A 19393-nucleotide genomic window follows, 5' to 3' on the forward strand; every position below is an offset into this window, starting at 1 on the left:
ACCTCATTCGTCTGATTAACTGCAAAAGGTTATGCGAAATTATTTCGCGCCTTCGAGTGCTTTTTCAGCAAGTGTAAAATATTCACCAACATGAATACTCACGCCGGAAATTGCATCAGTTTTACCTTCAGCTGTAAGTTCTGGAGCAGTACCTTTTTCAAGATAGTATTGCTCAACTTTTGCGATCTCTTCATGCCATTCAGCAGAAGCGCCGCCAGCTTTCATACCGTATTTACCATCGACGGAGAATTGTTTCTTGTCGTCGCCAGCAGCATTTACGCCACTGAATTTAACAGCAACAACATTACCGTTAGCAACAGTCAAGTCAACGGTGGATTTCCAACCGGAGTCTTTATCCATTTCGCCTTCAGCATGGTAACCTCCGTCTTTGTATTGACCAGCTTCAACAGGTCCAGCAGCCAGAGCAGCTTGAGCAGCTTTTACAAAGTCAGATACGTGTACAGATACACCGGAGATAGCATCAGTTTTCCCCTCAGCGTCTAAAGTTATAGCTGCTGGATCTTGTTTTTCAATCAGGAAAGCTTCAGCTTTTGCTGCTTGCTCGTGCCATTCAGAAGAAGCACCACCAGCTTTCATGCCATATTTACCATCTTCAGAAAGTTTTTTCTTAGAGTCACCAGCAGTATTTACGTTAAAAGCGTCCCAGTCAGCCTTAGTAATCTTACCGCCTTCTACAGTCAGAAGCGCATAATACTGCCAGCCAGTTTTAGCGTCGACTTCAGCAGCAGAGTAGTAATTTCCGTCTTTGTACTTAGCCGCTTCAGTTCCAGTGTTAGTGGAATTAGTTGCTGTACTGTTTTCTGTTGGAGCATTAGTAGCCGCCGGTGTGTTGTCTGTGTTGTTACCACAACCTGCAAGCAAACTACCTAGGATAAGGGCAGTCGACAAGATTACTGTTGTTTTTTTCATTTGTTATGACCTCCAAAAATATAGTTTAAAATATATATATTAAAATGTAAAACATTTTAATAGTAATGCGAAGTGATAAAAATCACTTTATAAATGATATTTGTCACTTTAATCTTAGGGTGAAGTGCCAAACTCTAACAGTATCATGACATATATCGGCATACAATAGAAAAAAATTTAATGATGTTGTTTCATCTCCGAGGGCATTCTAGCACATAGAGCAAATAACTCATGTGAAAAAAATCACTTAAAAAATTAAATGTTTAATTTATACATTGATTGTATCAAATTTTAAAGGATTTGAATACCTTTTTTTAAACTATTATTTGACAAATTGTGACTTTCTACAGACAAGGTAAGATTCATGGCGAATAGGACAGGGTAATATAACGATAACACAGGATAGTATTCTACCCTACTTAATTCAGCTAAGGAGATGAGCATATAATGGACAACAATGTGTTTAAAGGAAAATGGAAACAGCTCAAAGGCGAGGCCAAAAAGCAATGGGGCAAGCTTACAGATGACGATCTTGATGTGATTGATGGTGAAAAGGATAAGTTGGTAGGTAAACTACAAGAGCGTTATGGCCATTCGAAAGAAGACGCGGAAAAAGAGTATCAAAGCTGGGGACGTTCCTACCGCGATTAATTCAAATTAGCTTATACGCTAAGTACCCAAATATAAAATGCATAGGAAGAGCGCAAATCGTATACGATTTGCGCTCTTCCTATGCAACAATTAGGTGTGCGAAGGGTAAGCTATGGTATTATTGTGAGATGAAATCTGTAATTTATCTTGTGCAGGTAGGAGCAAAACTATGGGGTATCTTAAAATATTTTTCGGGAATACCGCAATTCTTATTGCCGTGGCCTATTTGGCTAATCTGATCTATAAACATACCATATCAAATGCAAGTGTAGGAATAAAGAAGGCGAGCTGGGTGATCCTGGCGATCTTTGCTGGTTGGATCAGTACTCTTTTTGGTTATAATCTGGACGACCATGTGATCTTTGATTTGCGGTTTGTACCCCTAATCATCTCGACGCTGGCGTATCCTAGACCCATCACACTTATATTGATCGGTATAGGGACGGGGCTTACAAGGTTAACTTTTGGAGTGACAGAGGCAGCGGTTGCAGGAATGCTAAATCTTTTTATTTTGGGAGTTATTTGCGCGGCGCTTAGCTACTGGGTCAGACGCTCAACCCTCAGTATTGTGAATCAAGGTCTGATCGTTATTCTAATTGTTAATCTTATGAATGCCATAAACATTATGGCTTTAGGCGTTATCCCTGTGGAAGAGTACATAAGAGAGATCATGCCAATTACGTTCCCTGCGGGGCTAATTTTAAGTATTTTGTTCTCATTAATTATCCGTGATTTTCAACTCGGTCTTCTAAGGAATGAGCAGATCCAGCATGCTAACGAACAGTTGTCTGCTCAGACTGAAGAATTACATAAGAACAAGCTTGATCTTGAAGAGCGTGCTAATCAGTTAATGGTGGCATCTCAATTCAAATCGGAATTTCTCGCCAATATGTCACATGAGCTTAGAACTCCATTGAATAGCATCATTAATTTATCGCAATTAATTGAAGAAAATGATGATTTGCTTACGGAAGCAGAAATAAGAGAGTATGCAGCCATTATCCATCGTTCGGGTGATGAATTGTTGATGATCATCAGCGACATTCTGGATTTATCCAAGGTGGAGGCAGGTCGATTAGATATTATAAATGAAGAATTAAATGTTAGTGAGATCCCAGATTTGCTGGCAATGCAGTTCGCTGTGACGGCCAAACAAAAAGGACTGGATTTTAATATCTCCATGGATGAGAATGTCCCTCCAATGATTCATTCCGATCCACATCGCGTACAGCAAATTTTGCGTAATTTGCTCTCAAATGCTTTTAAATTTACAAAGACAGGTTTCGTATCGCTGCATATCCACGAGCAGGAAGGCGGGGAAGGGGATGCCGTGCAACATTGGCTTGTGTTTGATGTGGAGGATAGTGGCATAGGAATCGCACCGGAGAAGCATGCCATGATCTTTGAAGCCTTTCAACAGGCAGACAGAACGACTAGCCGGAAATATGGTGGAACAGGACTAGGACTTTCTATTAGTAATGACTTGGCCAGATTGCTCGGCGGGTTCATTTCTATGGAGAGTAAGGAAGAGAAGGGGAGTCGATTTTCGCTTTATTTGCCCCTTGAAGTGGATAGTGAGTAAAGCTCCAATATTATTTGGTGATTTGGCGTATTGACAGTAGATTGATGCGGAGTAGAATGAAGCCAATGCCGCATCAAAGGAGTGTTACCGCCTCTATGGACAACATGGAAAATAAGCATAAGGTTACGGTTTCAAAACGTGTTCGTAAACCTTCAGTGCATCGCAGAAATTTGCGTATAGCTACGCTGGAAGGTGTGCCGTCAACTATTTTTCAGGTACTGCTGCAAGGGCAGTTCCTAACAGGGTTCCTACTATATTTAGGAGCTTCCTCTAGTCAAATTGGATTTGTGCTAGCGCTTACTACATTAGTTAATGTGGCACAGATTGGTGTAGCTTTTCTGATTCAGAAGCTGCCAAGTCGCAAATGGGCCATGGTTACTTTTATCGGTCTGCATAGGATACTTTGGGGTTCTACGGGACTAATCCCGTTTATTTTTCCTAAAGAATATTGGGTCATCGCATTTATTGCTTTATATACTACTGCTTTTATTGCCAATACTGCTGGTGGTGTGCTGTGGAGCTCTGTGATTAGTGATCTAGTTCCCGCACGGGTACGTGGACGTTATTTTGGGATTCGTAACACGGTCCTGAATGCACTTGGAAGTTTGGTTATGTATGGCGGAGGTATTATTCTGGACCGTTATCCCGGGGGTCATGGTTTTCTGATTCTATATATTGTTGTGTGGATCTTCTCGATATCGAATGTCGTAGTATTCTTTTTTTATCCGGATGTACCGTTCGAGAAATCAGAAGAACATAAATTTTTGCCCATGTTTAAGAAACCGCTTAAAGATACATTATTTATGAAGTCAACCTTGTTTCTGGCTGCTTGGCTGTTGTTGCAGAACCTAACGGTTCCGCTATACTCTTATGTCATGTTGCAGTTACTTCATATTAATTATGAAACGTTGTCATTGCTTAATGTGTCCCAGACCGTGTTTATGATGGCTAGCTTCTACGTTTGGGGCAATCTAAATGCGAAATACAGCAATAAGCGACTGTTATTCTTTACTTTGCCGATTATTGCGTTGTCCTCATTGATGTGGGGACTCTTGTCTGTGATGCCGATGCTGGTGGTCTTATTTGCGGCCCATATCGTTTTTGGTGTTGGTGTAGGCGGTTTCAACCAGCTGGCCTTTAACTTTATTATTGGAGACACGCCGAAAAAAGAACGGCCGATGTATATGGCCACATATGCGGCGCTTACCGGGTTATCATCCTTTTTTGGTCCGCTTATTGGCGGTCAGCTCTATGAAAAAATTGCGCACTGGCCGCAATGGACTCAGGTATACGGTATGCAGCTAGTAGTAGGCACGCTGATGATTGCACTTGCGTTTCTGCTAGGTCGTCGTATTCTAAAGGACGAATAGAAGTAAAAGGGGGTTATTCCTTGTTAAGAATAGCGATGGTATTAGGGGCCACCGGATTGGTAGGCAAAGCGGTTACGGAGGAATTGTTAAATCGTGATAGCTGGGAAGAAGTAAGGGTGCTTGTACGGACACCGTTAGCCATAGAGCATCCTAAGCTTAAACAAATCGTTGTAGATTGGGAGAACCTAAGAAACTATACGGAGTCGTTCGAAGGGGTACATTCCATCTTCTGTTGTTTAGGGACTACGATAAAAAAGGCGGGTTCACAAGAAAAGTTTGAACGAGTCGATCTACACTATCCGCTTGATGCTGCAGCCATAGCGAAAGAACAGGGTGTTAAACAGTTTTTGGTCGTCTCTTCAATAGGGGCAAAGGCGAAGTCGCGTAATTTCTACAGTCGGACTAAGGGAAGAGCGGAAGAAGGTTTAACCGCTATTGGATTTCAAGGTATGCATATATTTCGCCCCTCCTTGCTGCTAGGCCAACGTGAAGAATTCAGATTAGGGGAGAGAGTCGGAGCCAGTTTGATGAAAGTGCTGGATCCCGTAATGGTGGGCAAAGCAGCTCAATATCGTGCCATACCTGGCACTACAGTAGCAAGAGCTATGGTGAACATTGCGTCTGCAGATACCCATGGATTACATATTTATACGAATGAAGTAATTCATGTGATTGGGAAACGCTAAGCTCTCAGGGGCTCTAATAAATTTGCATTAAGATGAGAACAGGACTTACAATGAACAATAAATGATCAGCGCATAATGGAAAGGGGTAGTAAAATGAGCAAAAAACAAGTAGCTACAACAAAAGCACCCGGAGCAATTGGTCCTTATAGTCAGGCCATCACCACGGGTAGCTGGGTATACACTTCTGGACAACTTGGTCTGAATCCGGAAACGGGAAATTTGGCGGAGGGCGTACAAGAACAAGCGCGTCAAGCGCTTAGTAATGTACAAGCCATTCTTGAAGAAGCTGGTGCAACGCTGGACCATGTAGTAAAGACAACTGTTTTCTTAAAGGATATGAATGATTTCACGGCTGTTAATGAGGTGTATAGCACCTTCTTTAAAGAACCTTATCCTGCCCGCAGTGCCATTGAAGTTGCGCGTCTGCCTAAAGACGGACTTGTTGAGATTGAAGCGGTAGCTCGGAAGAAATAAGGCGTTATCTTTTTGCACTTTTATTATTTATAACAATGGCAGGCTAAGGTGGGTAACCTTAGCCTGCCATTGTTATATTAGGATCAGTAACTTCTGTATCTGTTATACCTATTACGACGCGGTGTAAGCAGTAGCCAGATGCAGTAAAGCAGCAGGAGCCCTGCTGTAATCAGGCCAGTGATATAGACATTGCTGGCCTCTTTTTGTTCCAAGGCAATCGCGATGAAAGCCCATACGAATACGAGTGGATAGATGCTATCTCGGTAAGGATAGCTGACCACAACCGCAAGCAGAGTCCCCACGCAGAGCATGATAACGGCCCAAGTGCTACCGCTAAGGCCCCAACCTTCCCAATGATTCTTCTCCAGAACAACGCTGACGTTCACGATAGTGGCCACAGAGATCCAGCCAAGGTATATACTGAAGGGTAACTTCACCAGCCAATTCTCGCCTGAAGTAGGATTTGCGATCAGGCGTGTTTTTCGATAAATGACAATCAGTGTGATTAACATGAGCACCATAGCGACCAGAGAGAGCTCAATGTATAAATATTGCCAGAGGAAGAGCCAGCTCATATTAAAAATACAGCTCAGAACAAACCATATACCAATGGCTTGTATAGAATCCCGAGTGCTTGTATTTGGTCGGAATTGATAAATGACGAAGCCGGCTAAGAGTAGATAAATTAGTGACCAGATGGAGAAAGCGTAACCAGCAGGGGTCAAGTAGGTATGATATTTGTCGGAAATTTCACCGGTGCTGTTTCCGCCTAATGGCAAGGTCACTGAGAGTACATTGACAATGATCACACCTAGAAAGAACAGAAGATTCCACCATTTATAAGGATTATAACGTCTCAAAGAATTCACTCCCTAGCTTTTTTTAATAGGGTAATACCTACTTAAAATATACCCGCTTTCAGCACAATTAAGACTATAAAGAGAAAATAAATGACTTGTGAGTCACAATATTCATGGATAGCATAGCAGTGGTGCAGGGTATTTTACGATAGTGACTAGAACATTGATTGAAAATATGCTGAAATGAATCAAATTTATGGGTGTTTCTATGTACTTCAACTTTATTTGCATAAAAATCTGCAGAAAAAATGCAGAAACGTTTTTAAATCAGCGCTTTTTCGTATAAGATGAAGAGATGAAGATTCAAGAGCAGATTAGTTTTATCCTAGTTCTTTATCCTATATTTCTTACAGGAGCGTATCTCATCTCTAAAAGGATGGAGAAACTACTTCTACTTGTATAGCTTCAAAATTTATTTCTCGCGGAAAAGGTTGCAGTTACCACCTAATGGTGGCGACTGGTTCTTTTTTTGCTTGCTTAAAAGACAGGAGATCACCGATGACTAAGCATCTTTATGCAATATGGTTGGGGGATGTGTTATTTTGCTTCTCTGGCGAAACTTCGGAGCCGAAGGTTGACGCTTGGACCCGAGTGGTGAAGCGGCTGGAGCTGCAGGGAGGAGTTCGCCCTTTTGCGAGTGCTGCTCTGCGGCTCGCAGAAGTGAAATATCCGGCTCCTCCTGTAGAGGGGAAGCCAGCACGCCGTGGATTGCCCGGAAGAACATTCGAAGGGCTCGCCTTAGTCCCTAGCGATGCATTTGAACTGCTTCTGGCATGGGATGAGACGTTATGCCGAGATCAGGGAGTAGAGCCTGGAGGCGAATTGCGCTATTGGGCGGCAGCAGCTCGCTTTGCGCTGGAATTGATGGGTACAGGCGGCGTTACGCCAGGAGCCTTGCCCCCACGTCCGGTAGGTTCACGCCGTCGTGGTGGCGAACAGGCAGCAACGGTCTGCTGGTCTCCAGCTTTTCGAAAGCAGGAGGATAAGGAGATCTTTCTGCAGCTGGCGTCGTCCATGCCGGTATTGGCCTTAGGGACGCATATTGCTGAAGCGGGGGATTTATCTTCGAGGGAAGAGGCTGGCGCCTATGTGCTTTACTCCTTTATGCAGGCGGTAATGACTGCAGAGATCAAGAAAGTGATTGCGGGTATTGAAAGTGAACTTACCCCTTACAAAGCCAATTATCGCCGGGGTTACTCCCCTTTAACTGAGCTGTGGTGGAATAGTCTTCTTACAGGCAGCCGGGATATACCCGTGCAGGGAACTCAAGCAGAGGTGACAGATCTTCTGGCTACTGTGAATGAGACAGCTGGTAGCGATGTGCCGCAATCGGAACCTGAAGAAGCGCGGAGTGGACAGCTGGGTCTTGGGCTACGTCTTGAGCCACCTGGAGATCATGATGAAATCTGGCGGTTAACCTTCTGGGCGGAGAACAAGGAAGAAGGGGAATTCTGGATTCCGGCAAAATCGATTTGGAGCAGTAAGGAACGAGAGTTTACGTTATGGGGGAAACGCTATCGCAATATACAGCAGCAGCTTCTTATAGCGCTGGGCCGAGCGGCAAGAATCTCTCCAGACATAGAGCGCGCTCTTTCTATGCCTGCACCTACGGGAGCGGATTTGGAACCAGAGCGTCTTTACTTCTTTTTGAAGGAGACGGTGCAGCAGCTGCGTGAGCGTGGAATAACCGTGCAGATGCCATCGCGCTGGAGCCGTGAGGGACGCCGCCGGATTGGCATGAAAATGAAAATGCAGCCGGTAGTGAGTGGGATTGATAGTCCTGCTCCAGTGGCTCTTGGGATGGAAGAGCTGATTTCATTTCGCATTGAAGCCTCACTTGGGGAGAGTACAATCAGTGAAGAAGAACTAAACGCGCTAGTGGAGGCAGGCGTACCCTTTGTACGTTTCCGCGGAGAATGGATTGAGGTAGATCCTAAAGAAATTCGCCAGGTTCTTAGATATATGAAACGCCATGAAAATGGGGAAATGACCGCATCCGATTGGATGCGTCTAGAGGCTGAGGATGGTGAAGAGCGGCTCTGGAAAGGGATGTCGGTCACGGGGATGGAAACATCCGGACTATTGTCATCGCTGATGCGGGGCGACATATTGCGTAATCTTCCAGTGCGTGCCGTACCTGAAGGTCTGCACGGTACCCTGAGACCTTATCAGGAGCGCGGCTATCAATGGCTCTCCGTTCTCAGTGGTCTGGGATTTGGGGTGTGTCTGGCCGATGACATGGGTCTCGGTAAGACGGTGCAGGTCATTACCTGCCTGCTGGACCGCGCTTTAAGTGCTCCACCTGAAGAGAAGCAGGAGCCTGTACTGATTCTATGCCCAACCTCACTTTTGGGGAACTGGCAGCGGGAATTGCAGCGCTTTGCGCCTTCGCTTAAAGTTCACATTCATCATGGTGGACGCCGAGTGCGGGGGGATAGCTTTTTAGAACTGGCTGCCAGTCATGATATTGTATTGACGACCTATCATTTAGCAGGTCGTGACAGCGAGGATTTAGCGAATGTTCAGTGGTCCACTGTGGTGCTGGATGAAGCTCAGTATATTAAGAATCATCGGACGAAACAGGCGCAAAGTGTGATGAAGCTATCAGCGCCGCATCGCATAGCTATGACGGGGACGCCAGTAGAGAACAGACTAGGTGAGTTATGGTCTATTTTTCACTTTTTAAACCCGGGGTATTTAGGGACCTACCATTCCTTCCGGCAGCGTTATGTATCTGGAGAGGGTGGAGAGCGACTAAGGGAATTGCATCGCTTGGTATCTCCATTCTTGTTGCGCCGCTTGAAAAGCGATCCGGATATCTCTAAAGATTTACCGGAGAAGCTGGAGCTGAAGTCTTATTGTCCGCTGACGGAAACACAGGCAGTCCTATATCAGGGTGTCGTGGATGAAATGCTTGGCGTGATTGGAGAGAGTAGCGGGATGGCTCGCAGAGGACTCGTGCTGTCTTCTCTAACGAAATTGAAGCAGATTTGTAATCATCCTCAGCTATTCCGCAAAGAAGAAGGCAGGGGTCCACGAAGTGAGCATTCCGGTAAAATGGAAGTCATGTTCGAGATTCTGGATAGCATTGCGGAGGTCGGAGAATCTGTGTTGATCTTTACTCAATATGTAGCGATGGGTGAGCTCTTGGTTAGCAAGCTGACTAAGCGTTATGGAACAGCGCCGCTGTTCTTGCACGGCGGAATTCCAAAACGAGAGCGCGACGAGATGGTTCATGATTTTCAAGAGGGAAAAGGCCCATCCTTCTTCGTACTTTCTTTAAAAGCGGGTGGCGTAGGGTTGAACCTTACAAGAGCTAATCATGTCATCCATTACGACCGTTGGTGGAATCCGGCAGTTGAGAATCAGGCGACAGACCGGGCATTCCGAATTGGTCAGGATAAAAATGTTCAAGTGCATAAGTTGATTTGCCAAGGAACGTTGGAAGAACGTATTGATGAATTGATTGAGCGTAAGAAAAATCTTTCCGAGCAGGTTGTTGGCTCTGGCGAAACATGGTTGACTGAGATGTCCAATCATGAGCTGAAGGAACTTATTGAACTGCAGGATCAGGACTGGATGTAAGACAGATATGAGTGTTACGGAGGGATCGAACAATGAGTGAACGGTTAGAGATGCGGCTGGAAGTTGTGCCTGGATTAGTAAAAGCAGCATGGACGGTGCTACCTGGGAAAGTGACGGGAGGGTCTCGGTCGAAGGGTGAATTGAACGCCAGCGCGCCTGCTCAGGAACAACAAGCGGATCGACCTCTCTCTCTGAAGGTTCCGGTATGGCATGCTTCCCGAAGAAAAGAAATATTACGAAGTCTGGCACTAAGTCCCGGGGAAGTATTTGCCCTGCTGCAAGGGCGTTTGACGGGTGAGCTGGCAGAGCTTGAGCTTCTACCTACGGATAGTGAGCTGGAGCAAGCCCTTTTTGAGGGTGAAGGTGTGGAGTATAAGGCGGAGACTTTGAAGCTTATTAAAGAACGTCTTGCTGAAGAGCCACTGCTGGCACTTTCGCTGAGAGGATTTACTAAAGGAGAGCTCTTGGACGGAATTTTTGCCCTTTGGGCTGAAGGGGATATTTCTAGCGAAGAAGCTGAAACAGAGGAAGAAGAGGCCTCGGTTAGTGAACTTTCTACAGAATTGGCTCGGCTTGAACGCAAGGGTCCGGCCATTTCCTCTGGCGAATGGCTGGCAGAAGCGGCTGCTGAAGGTTCGCTACATCAGCCTGGGCCACAGTTCCATGAGATTGCAGCTAGACCGTTTCCTTCGCCGGTAGTAGTAGCTGAAGTTACAGAAGACTGGGGAACGTTGCTACCGCAGACACCGAAAGCCATTGAGGGATTAACTTTGATTATGCAGCGGGTTGCAGAAGCGTCTGCACGTCGAGCGAATAAGGGTCTGATTAAGCGGTAAGTGAAAATACGAAAGAGGCTGTCTCAAAAGTAGTGAATGCTACTCTTGAAACAGCCTCTTGTTTTGCCTAATTATCTAACAGAGTATCTGGTTAGTTATTCTAATGCTGACCAGCAGGAGGCAATTCTCCTTCTGAAAGCTCTAGAATTTCGCGGCGAAGACGCAGCATTTTTTGATCTAGTTCATCAGCGGCGCGTGCGGCTTCTTTCAGTTCCTCAGCGACATGCGAAGGCAACTGCTTATCGAATTTATAATACAGAATATGTTCCATGCTTGCCCAAAAGTCCATAGCTAGGGTGCGCAGCTGGATCTCAGCCTTGACCCAGCGTGTTCCTTCCAGCAGGACGAGTGGGATACCGACTATAAGATGAAGGCTTTGATATCCGTTTGGTTTAGGATGAGCTATATAATCTTTAATCTCAAGCACGCGGATGTCTTCGCGTGTACTAAGATGATCTACTAAACGGTATATATCTTTAACGAAGGCACATACAATCCGCATTCCTGCAATATCGTGAATGTATTGCTCCATATTTTCCAAGCTGAAACCGTAGCCTTTGCGCTCCATCTTTTGAAGAATGCTCTTTGGTTCTTTGATCCGGCATTTGACATGTTCGATGGGACTGAAGCCGTCGCGGGATTGCCATTCCGTCTTGATTACATCAATTTTATTCTGAAGATCATTTAACGCGTGGCGATAGAGTGCCGGTAAGGCTTCGAATTCGTTAACCAGTTTGGCGAAATCCTCGTTGCTGTTACCTTGCCACTGTTGCAGATCCTTTACGTGTACCTGTAGCTGACTAAGCGTAAGCTGTGTGCTCTCATGTTCTTCCACTGAAACTCTCCCGATTTCGTTATTTGTGATAATTCTATATTAACCGAAGTAGATCCCCTGACGCAAAATTACATTCGAAATTAGGAAATATAACCCATAAGTGTAAGGGGGAAGTGGCTTAAATCAATTAGTATGGATTTTATAGGAACATTCTCCTCTAAATCGCGTATTAAAGCACATTAATGAATCTACTCGATACATTTGGTATGATAGAAACACGTATCGCTGGAGAGGGAGGAACTGTAATGAGTTTTATCAAAAAAATTAAAGATAGCGCGAGCCGGGTTACCGAAAAAGCCCAAAACTCAGTAGAGATCGGCAAGCTGAACGGACTTATTTCCGATGTTGAACAAGAGATGGAAGTTGAATTTACGAAAATGGGCAGACTTTTTTATGAAGGATATCGTTCAAAGGATATGTCGGTAGCTGAAGGTAAAATGGTGGAGCTGTCCCGTAACTGTTCCAAACTTCAGGAAAAAATCGAAGTCCTGCGGACACGAATTGCTGAGCTGAAAAATGAGCGGTTATGTTCATGTGGTCATATTGTGGCGCTTGATGCAAACTTTTGTCCGAAATGCGGAAGTAAGCTGGAGCCATTGTCCGCTTCGAGAAGGGTGCCTTCTACACCGGTATTTGTTCAATCTGTGAATGAAGATGACGAAGATCAATATTATGGTGCAGATGAGCTTACGGATGAAGAGAAGGAAATTGCAATGAAGCTGCACCCGCAGAGTGTCGTATATGCTGAAGTTCAGCATCCGGATGATGAGCTGCCACTTGAAGAATATAAGGCGAGCGAGCAAGAGATTGAACGGGAACGTAAACAAGCCGAGCAGCTGGAACGGGAAAGAAAAAGACAACTTGAACTAGACCGTCGCTTCGGCGAATGGCACAAGAATGAGCATCAGGAGGAATCTGCGGTCACTGAGGACCATGGTGTACGAGATATGATCCAGTGCCAAATCTGTCGGAACGAATTACCTAAGGGCTCCTTATGGTGCCCGCGATGTGGGTCAGAGCAAATATAGAACGGATTTCAGTCAGCTTAGGGGGACAACAAGATGGAACAGCTGCTGCTGCATCTGCGCAATCTGGGCTTCACAGAGATGGAGTCCAAAATTATGGTAGAGCTTGCGACAAAAGGTCAGGCTTCTGGCTATGAGGTTGCCAAACAGCTCGGAGTTTCAAGATCGAATGTGTATGCGGCGTTACAACGCCTTACGCAGCAGGGATATGTACGATGTGGCGAAGGAGAACCTGCGCGGTACAGTGTTCTCAATCCAGAGGAGCTTGCGACCATGATCTCGGGACGGGTTCAAGCTTCACTGGCTTATATGGAAAGTGAGATGCCTCGCGGTGGACCTGTTAGCCCTTCGTTTTATAATGTGGAAGGTGACCGCAATGTATTGGGCGCTCTTATTCGCCAACTTAATATGGCTGAGCAAGAGATCGTAGTGGATATGTGGCGTGAGGAAGCGTCACTTCTACGGAGTGAACTTGAACAGGCGGAGCTGCGTGGTGTTAGACTCTTGTGGGCGTTTGATGGTGGCAATGCTGCTCCTGCCGCCTATCCGGTATGGCCGCCTCTCGGAAGAGATTCTCAGCGAACAGATGGACGGAAGTTCTCATTCGTGATCGATCGGAGCTGGTGTATGCTCGGGATGCGCTATGAAGATGGATCGGCGCAAGCGGTTGTAACCGAGCACCCGGTGTTAGTAGATCTGCTATTGAATCATTTTGCACAGGAAATGGTGCTGTTCGAGCTGGAGCAGGATATGGGCGCAGAATTAGAAGAACGTTATGGTGAGCGTTACAGCAAAATTCACAGCAAATATGTGATGCATGATCCAGGCGATGATGGGGAAGAACAGGCGCAGTAGCTATTACAGGGAGGTGAAAAGCATGGAATGTATCGTACATTTTGAAGTGGTGCATGAGGATGGTCCTAAAAAATTGCGTGGACTGCTGTTTCTGGATAAAGGAGCAAGTCCCGGAGAAGCAGAGCTAGTTGAAATGTTCAAGGACATGAAATTTAACGTGAGACTGGAAGACCGCGAGAAATTGATCTTTAAGCCGGTAAATCCGGGCGATTTCTTGGAGATCCGAATTACGGGTTATGATAATGGGCAAGAAAAGAGCAAAGATGATCATAACTTAAAATCTATCGTTGGAAATTTATTACCACAAAAACCGACAGGTCTATAAGGTGGGGAGAAAGGATTCATTGATGGGAGAAGGAGGAGCACAATGGAGCTGTTGAGACAAAAGGTGTTAAAAGAAGGTATTGTACTCGGGCAAGGCGTGCTCAAGGTAGATTCTTTTCTGAATCATCAGATGGACCCCTTTCTAATGCGTGAGGTTGGCCGTGAGTTTACCCGCCGTTTTTCCGGCGAAGAGATTACGAAGGTACTGACGATTGAATCTTCGGGAATTGCTCCGGGGATTATGACGGCATTAGAGCTGGAGGTTCCGCTGATTTTTGCCCGTAAGCAGAAATCGTTGACGCTGACAGAGGATATTTATGTAGAAAAGGTTTACTCCTTCACGAAGAAAGAAACGAATGAAATTACCGTTTCCAAGAAGTTCATTGCTCCGGGTGAGCGAGTTCTGATTGTCGATGATTTTTTGGCGAATGGCGAAGCCGCCTTCGGACTTGCTCGTATTGTTGAGCAGGCAGGAGGAAGTGTGGTTGGGATTGGTATCGTGATCGAAAAAGCGTTCCAGCCAGGAAATCGGTTACTGCAGGAAGCTGGTTACCGGGTAGAATCACTCGTACGGATCGCTTCACTGGAGGACGGAAGAATCTCTTTCATGGAAGAAGAGGAAGGGCTACTTAGCTAAGACTCTTTGGTGTAGATTCGGATGAAGTTAACAAAAAACAGCAAGAGACAGGTTTATAAGCCTGTCTCTTGCTGTTTTTTGTTGTGATGCACTGGTATGGATTACCCGTTGCTACCGCATGCCGCTGCAGGATCGGCGTGGCGCTGCACGCTAACCGCCGCCAGCGGCGAGAGCACCCGCAGCGATCCAGGCTCGCAGCGCACGGCAAGCGGCCCTTTGCCGAAGCTCTCGCCATCGCCGATCGCCGGCCGGGCCTCTGCGAAGTTGACGGCTACGCTACGTCCACGCAGCATCGACACGAAGGGCAACGCTACATGCTTGCCCTTCAGTACCGTTGGGAACAGCCGCAGCAGCTGCCCGCGGCTGCACCCGTGCACGACGCAGACGTCGAGCTGGCCGTCATCGGCCTTCGCCTGCGGGCAGATCAAGAGCCCGCCGCCGTAGCTGGGCAGGTTGCAGACCGAGACCAGCCATGCCTTCTCAAAGACGTGCTCCGTCCCGTCGCACGCAACACTCACCCGACATGGCTTAAACGTCATCAGCGTATGCAATATGCCGATGATATAAGCCAGTTGGCCTGCGCCAATGGCATTGCACAGCCGTTTGTAACGGCTGGCATTCACATTCTCGGCCACTTGAGCATCAAAGCCGTTGGCAACAGCTGTTAAAGTCAGTCCGTTTGCACCTGAAATCAGATCGGCTTCGATATACCGTTCGCTAAGTGCAGCTTCCAGCGCGGCTTCAGTCGAAAGCGGAATGCCGAAGCTGCGTGCGGAGTCGTTACCGGAGCCGGCAGGGATGATTGCCATAGGAATATCTTTGCCTCGAAGGGCACCCAAAATGCTGTGCAGCGTGCCATCGCCGCCGATTACAATCGTGGCTTTCCAGTCCTCACGGTGCTTAATTGTATTTAGAACGAGGGCTTCTGCACCCTCTGCGCTATGCGTAAACAAGGTCATATATGGCAGCATCCGCTCTTTCATGAGCGCCTCTACAGTATGCCAGGTCCGCCCGCCTGCGCCCCCGCCGGAACGCGGGTTTATGATGAATAGATACATTTAAATTCCTCCAGCCTGTAGAATTCCGTTGATGCCCGTCTTTCCATTGTAAGGAGTGGATGGGCAAAAGGGAATACTTTTCAGCGATAAGAGGTGTAAGTTCAGCGGTGTTTATAGATGCCGAATCTGACTTTCTGCGATATCCCCAACCCAAGGGAGCTTATACCATCTGCTGCTTAAAGCTTGATAGATCATAAGCAGCCATATAGCAAAGCTGCAAAGAGAAAGGATTGCACTCAACAGGGAACCGAGAAAAGGGATAAATCCGGTTAAGACATGTAGAATCATCAGCACGCCGAACGTAAGCAGTGATTGCAACGCGTGGAACAGCACGAAGCGGTTGCGTTTCTCCAGAGCGAGAAAGACAACGCCGCCAATAAAAGGGAAAAAATAGCACAGCGCGCCCGCAATATTATCGGGCAATCCGGTGGATGATTTGAAAGGGGACAAAGGGCTCACTCTCCTTCTACTTGGAGAAGAAGGGGGTTAGTTCGCTACTCCTTCTTCCTTAAAAGCCTATGACTTGTCAGGAAAAAGTATGTTTAGCTCATTGTGGGTATAATATACTTTTCCAACAGCTTGCGGGGGCTCTTCCAATTGTTTGTCTTACTCTCTGCTGTAAAGACCACAACCGCATCTAAATTGGGTAGGATAAGGATTTGCTGTCCGCCATGACCGTGGGCAAGCTTGTAGGGTTGGCCGCTCATCGTACCCACCCAGAACTGATATCCGTAATCTCCAAAAGCCGGGTATCCCGTAGTCTGTGCAGTTAGTGCTTCTTGCAGCCAATGCTTCGGAATGATCTGCTGCTTCGCAAATACGCCGTTATTAAGCAGACACATACCGAATTTAGCCATATCTCTTGAGTTTAAGTACAGACCAATATGTCCCATACTATGTCCTTCGGGACTCGGTAACCAAGCCGTGTGAGTCATTCGGAGAGGGCTAAATAAATGCTCAGCAGCATAGGTGAATGCATCGAGACCTGTAGATTCACTAAGGATCATCGAAATCAGATGGGTGTCGATACTACGGTATTGAAATTGACCGATATGTTCCGGAATTATGTTCATACTAAGAGCAAAGGAACCCCAGCGGCGACTACGATGGAGATTCCGGACGAAAGGCTCCCCCAGCTTCTTGCCCGTGATCCAGCTAAATCCGGAAGTCATGGTAAGCAGATGACGGAGAGTGATTTTTGATAAATGAGGGGAGTGCAGGTATGGAACATGTTTACGAAGTACCTTGGAAACCGAGACATCGATATCAGGGATATCTCCCCGATCGATAGCGATTCCGGTAATTGCGCTGATAAAGCTTTTAGTCGCAGATCGAAGATCATTTAATGCCCCGGCATGATGGTTGCCGTAATAACGTTCAAAGATGAGCTTGCCATGGCGAGCAATAAGCATACTATGCATCTTTGGATATTCTTTCTGAATAGCATAATCAGCTTGTTCAAGACCCTCACGGCGCGTTGCAGTTTCCTCGGGTAGCGCGGTAGTCATCGCGGGAACTACGTTATAAGATGAAGTTAGTAATGGTGTAGGTTGGCCCATAATGATCTCCTTTTCTTGCTGTGGTACGTGCTAGGTGAGGCCTGCTATAGAGCATATTGTATTTTAACCCGACACGAGCAATATGACTTACGAAGAACATTGTAAAAAAATAAAAATTTTCCAATTAGCACATTTTACAAGGAAAGGTGGAAGTTGGACCGGAATATGATACAATATAACGATAAGGCCCGAAAGGGGTGATTCAGTAAGTGGCTCTTCGGGTAATAAAAGTGTCAAGGAGCTTTCGTTCAACAGGCGTCCTTACTCTCAGCCCAAATCACGACGAACCTGCTTCACCGGCGAACCAGTATCTCAAGGCTTTGAAGCTTTGAATTTTACGTTTTGGCGGATAATGCAAGCCACGTATGTGTAATGGTTACTTCACTTGCATTCGAGGTTACGGCGTACTTTTCATCATGCATTCTCTACAACGGAGCATTCATTTTCAATGTTTTGGGAGGGAACTGATCATGGCAAGTAAAGGTCATAACGAAGTCAAGGAAAGTTTACGGGAAATGACACGTATTTTCCGGCCCAAAGATCCCAAGAAATTCGTAAAGGAGTACGTCCGAAAATATCGGATTACCGGAGGCTATGAAGAAGAACTGACCATGGTCGTGGAGCATGAGCTGGTAAAGATTAATTCATCCGTCTCCTAGCTAACAGATACGAGTGTCACTTACTTTTGACATCATTTTGAGTAATAACATCCACGAGGATTCTTATAAACCGTGCCCGAGCAACGTTTGTTGCAGGAATCGGTTTTTTTTGTATGTACATTTATGAATAAGAAATATTGTCTCTCATAAAATAGTCAAATGAATTAATAGACACATTTCACAATGAATGCGCTTTACCGATCATTTTTTATTTGATTGCGTTTTCAAAAAATGCGCATAAATGCAGGTGGGACAAGGAATTATTATGTCGAAAATTACAATGTGAACTAGTTGTGAACGATTGACAAAACTTTCCCTTAAACTTATATTAATAGTGATTGTTATAATTGACAGAAAAAAACAGGAACCTACGAAATCGGGAAAAGCGGGGTAGATCAATGATGAAAACGTGGCAGGCTGTAAAGCGACTCCTTCCCATGACCGCTATGTTTGGTCTCTTTCTTGCCGGGTGCGGTCGTGAGGACTTGTCAGTGCTCAGACCACAGGGACCTCAGGCGGAAATGTCTTATGGATTAATGGAGCTGTCGATCAGTATTATGATCGTCGTGTTGCTGATTGTCTTTACGATTGCAGCTTATGTACTGATCCGTTTCCGTCGAAAGCCGGGTCAGAATGAAATCCCTGAGCAGGTTGAGGGTAGCATCAAGCTTGAGATTCTCTGGACGGTCATTCCGCTTATCCTCGTAGTGGTACTGGCAGTTCCAACGGTGAAAGCAGTGTTCGCCGCAGGAGATGATCATGCCAATGACAAGGATGCGATTAAGGTTAAAGTAACCGGCCACCAATATTGGTGGGAGTTTGAGTATACCGATTACAAGGTGACTACAGCGCAGGATCTGATTATTCCAGTGGGCAAAGATATTGCTTTTGAACTGGAGACTAAAGACGTGCTGCACTCCTTCTGGGTCCCTTCCCTTTCCGGTAAAATCGACACCAACCCAGCCGGGACGATTAACCGCTTCAGCTTCAGTGCACCTAATGAAGGCGTTTACCGTGGGAAATGTGCGGAACTATGCGGGCCGTCTCATGGATTCATGGAATTTAAGGTGAAATCGGTTAGTGAACAAGATTTTCAGAAGTGGATAGATTCTATGAAAGCACCCATAGCTGTGCTGCCAGAGGATCCTGCTTTAGCTGAGAAGTTCAAAGCGGCGTGTCTGACTTGCCACGCTGTAGGTGATCAAGGGATTAATAATGCGCCGAACTTGACCGGAATTGGTTCTCGGGAGTCGATTGCAGGGATCCTGCTCAACGACGACACGAGGGAGGATGGTGCACCAATTGAGGAGAATCTCAAAACATGGCTGCATGATCCACAATCCGTAAAACCGGGCAATCTGATGCCTAACCCCAAAGATCTAGGCCTAAGTGATGCGGAGATTGATGGCATTGCTGAGTATCTGGCCAACTATAAGCTGGACTAATGCCTTAGCCTAAAGGCGGGCG

General features: G+C 46.0%; 19 protein-coding genes. 13 read left to right on the top strand and 6 right to left on the bottom strand.

Annotation, left to right across the window (positions count from 1 at the left end; translation table 11 throughout):
* Positions 1 to 39 precede the first annotated feature (39 nt).
* Entirely contained in the window at positions 40 to 930 is an 891-nt protein-coding gene (locus tag NYE25_RS23520) for an FMN-binding protein (protein ID WP_076285940.1), read from the bottom strand.
* A 447-nt stretch (positions 931 to 1377) separates the two neighbouring features.
* On the opposite strand from NYE25_RS23520, the gene NYE25_RS23525 reads away from it, so the two are divergent.
* The 5 genes from NYE25_RS23525 to NYE25_RS23545 all read left to right on the top strand — a co-directional run bounded on the left by NYE25_RS23525 (position 1378) and on the right by NYE25_RS23545 (position 5693).
* Positions 1378 to 1581, top strand: a complete 204-nt coding sequence (locus NYE25_RS23525; protein ID WP_042184513.1) for a CsbD family protein — start codon at positions 1378 to 1380, stop codon at positions 1579 to 1581.
* Positions 1582 to 1750: 169 nt separating this feature from the next.
* Entirely contained in the window at positions 1751 to 3163 is a 1413-nt protein-coding gene (locus NYE25_RS23530) for an ATP-binding protein (protein WP_341146955.1), read from the top strand.
* 95 nt (positions 3164 to 3258) lie between these two features.
* Positions 3259 to 4533 (top strand): MFS transporter, encoded by a 1275-nt coding sequence (locus NYE25_RS23535; protein WP_081382976.1) that lies wholly within the window; start codon positions 3259 to 3261, stop codon positions 4531 to 4533.
* Positions 4534 to 4553: 20 nt separating this feature from the next.
* Positions 4554 to 5219 (top strand): oxidoreductase, encoded by a 666-nt coding sequence (locus tag NYE25_RS23540; protein ID WP_341146956.1) that lies wholly within the window; start codon positions 4554 to 4556, stop codon positions 5217 to 5219.
* Between the two features lie 93 nt (positions 5220 to 5312).
* A complete protein-coding gene (locus NYE25_RS23545; protein ID WP_341146957.1) occupies positions 5313 to 5693 on the top strand; it encodes a RidA family protein in 381 nt (126 codons plus the stop codon).
* 83 nt (positions 5694 to 5776) lie between these two features.
* Here NYE25_RS23545 and NYE25_RS23550 read toward each other — a convergent pair whose 3' ends face one another.
* Positions 5777 to 6553, bottom strand: a complete 777-nt coding sequence (locus NYE25_RS23550) for a TspO/MBR family protein (protein ID WP_341146958.1) — start codon at positions 6551 to 6553, stop codon at positions 5777 to 5779.
* 498 nt (positions 6554 to 7051) lie between these two features.
* Between NYE25_RS23550 and NYE25_RS23555 the strand changes: the two genes are divergently transcribed.
* Positions 7052 to 10138 (top strand): DEAD/DEAH box helicase, encoded by a 3087-nt coding sequence (locus NYE25_RS23555; protein ID WP_341146959.1) that lies wholly within the window; start codon positions 7052 to 7054, stop codon positions 10136 to 10138.
* A gap of 32 nt (positions 10139 to 10170) precedes the next feature.
* On the top strand, positions 10171 to 10974 hold the full coding sequence (locus NYE25_RS23560) for a hypothetical protein (protein WP_341050513.1): 804 nt from the start codon (positions 10171 to 10173) through the stop codon (positions 10972 to 10974).
* 100 nt (positions 10975 to 11074) lie between these two features.
* On the opposite strand, the gene NYE25_RS23565 is transcribed toward NYE25_RS23560, so the two are convergent.
* Entirely contained in the window at positions 11075 to 11749 is a 675-nt protein-coding gene (locus NYE25_RS23565; RefSeq protein WP_042193221.1) for a GTP pyrophosphokinase, read from the bottom strand.
* Between the two features lie 305 nt (positions 11750 to 12054).
* On the opposite strand from NYE25_RS23565, the gene NYE25_RS23570 reads away from it, so the two are divergent.
* The 4 genes from NYE25_RS23570 to NYE25_RS23585 are packed head-to-tail and all read left to right on the top strand — an operon-like array spanning position 12055 to position 14650.
* A complete protein-coding gene (locus NYE25_RS23570) occupies positions 12055 to 12837 on the top strand; it encodes a zinc ribbon domain-containing protein (RefSeq protein WP_076285934.1) in 783 nt (260 codons plus the stop codon).
* 33 nt (positions 12838 to 12870) lie between these two features.
* On the top strand, positions 12871 to 13689 hold the full coding sequence (locus tag NYE25_RS23575) for a TrmB family transcriptional regulator (RefSeq protein WP_042184525.1): 819 nt from the start codon (positions 12871 to 12873) through the stop codon (positions 13687 to 13689).
* 22 nt (positions 13690 to 13711) lie between these two features.
* On the top strand, positions 13712 to 14014 hold the full coding sequence (locus tag NYE25_RS23580; RefSeq protein ID WP_076285933.1) for a hypothetical protein: 303 nt from the start codon (positions 13712 to 13714) through the stop codon (positions 14012 to 14014).
* A gap of 42 nt (positions 14015 to 14056) precedes the next feature.
* The gene (locus tag NYE25_RS23585) at positions 14057 to 14650 is read left to right on the top strand and encodes a xanthine phosphoribosyltransferase (protein WP_341146960.1); all 594 of its coding nucleotides are present in this window, start codon (positions 14057 to 14059) and stop codon (positions 14648 to 14650) included.
* A gap of 101 nt (positions 14651 to 14751) precedes the next feature.
* Here NYE25_RS23585 and NYE25_RS23590 read toward each other — a convergent pair whose 3' ends face one another.
* The 3 genes from NYE25_RS23590 to NYE25_RS23600 all read right to left on the bottom strand — a co-directional run bounded on the left by NYE25_RS23590 (position 14752) and on the right by NYE25_RS23600 (position 17267).
* Positions 14752 to 15708, bottom strand: coding sequence for a diacylglycerol/lipid kinase family protein (locus NYE25_RS23590; RefSeq protein WP_341146961.1), 957 nt, complete (start codon positions 15706 to 15708; stop codon positions 14752 to 14754).
* A 111-nt stretch (positions 15709 to 15819) separates the two neighbouring features.
* Positions 15820 to 16158, bottom strand: coding sequence for a DUF4870 domain-containing protein (locus NYE25_RS23595; RefSeq protein ID WP_060626766.1), 339 nt, complete (start codon positions 16156 to 16158; stop codon positions 15820 to 15822).
* Between the two features lie 92 nt (positions 16159 to 16250).
* Positions 16251 to 17267, bottom strand: coding sequence for a serine hydrolase domain-containing protein (locus tag NYE25_RS23600; RefSeq protein ID WP_339268493.1), 1017 nt, complete (start codon positions 17265 to 17267; stop codon positions 16251 to 16253).
* Positions 17268 to 17737: 470 nt separating this feature from the next.
* Between NYE25_RS23600 and NYE25_RS23605 the strand changes: the two genes are divergently transcribed.
* Both NYE25_RS23605 and coxB read left to right on the top strand, forming a co-directional pair.
* Positions 17738 to 17926: a hypothetical protein gene (locus tag NYE25_RS23605; protein ID WP_339268495.1), complete on the top strand. Its 189-nt coding sequence runs from the start codon at positions 17738 to 17740 to the stop codon at positions 17924 to 17926.
* Positions 17927 to 18324: 398 nt separating this feature from the next.
* Entirely contained in the window at positions 18325 to 19371 is a 1047-nt protein-coding gene (coxB, locus tag NYE25_RS23610) for a cytochrome c oxidase subunit II (RefSeq protein WP_341146962.1), read from the top strand.
* Positions 19372 to 19393: the final 22 nt, after the last annotated feature.

This window comes from Paenibacillus sp. FSL E2-8871 (assembly GCF_038000345.1).
Classification (GTDB): domain Bacteria; phylum Bacillota; class Bacilli; order Paenibacillales; family Paenibacillaceae; genus Paenibacillus_AQ.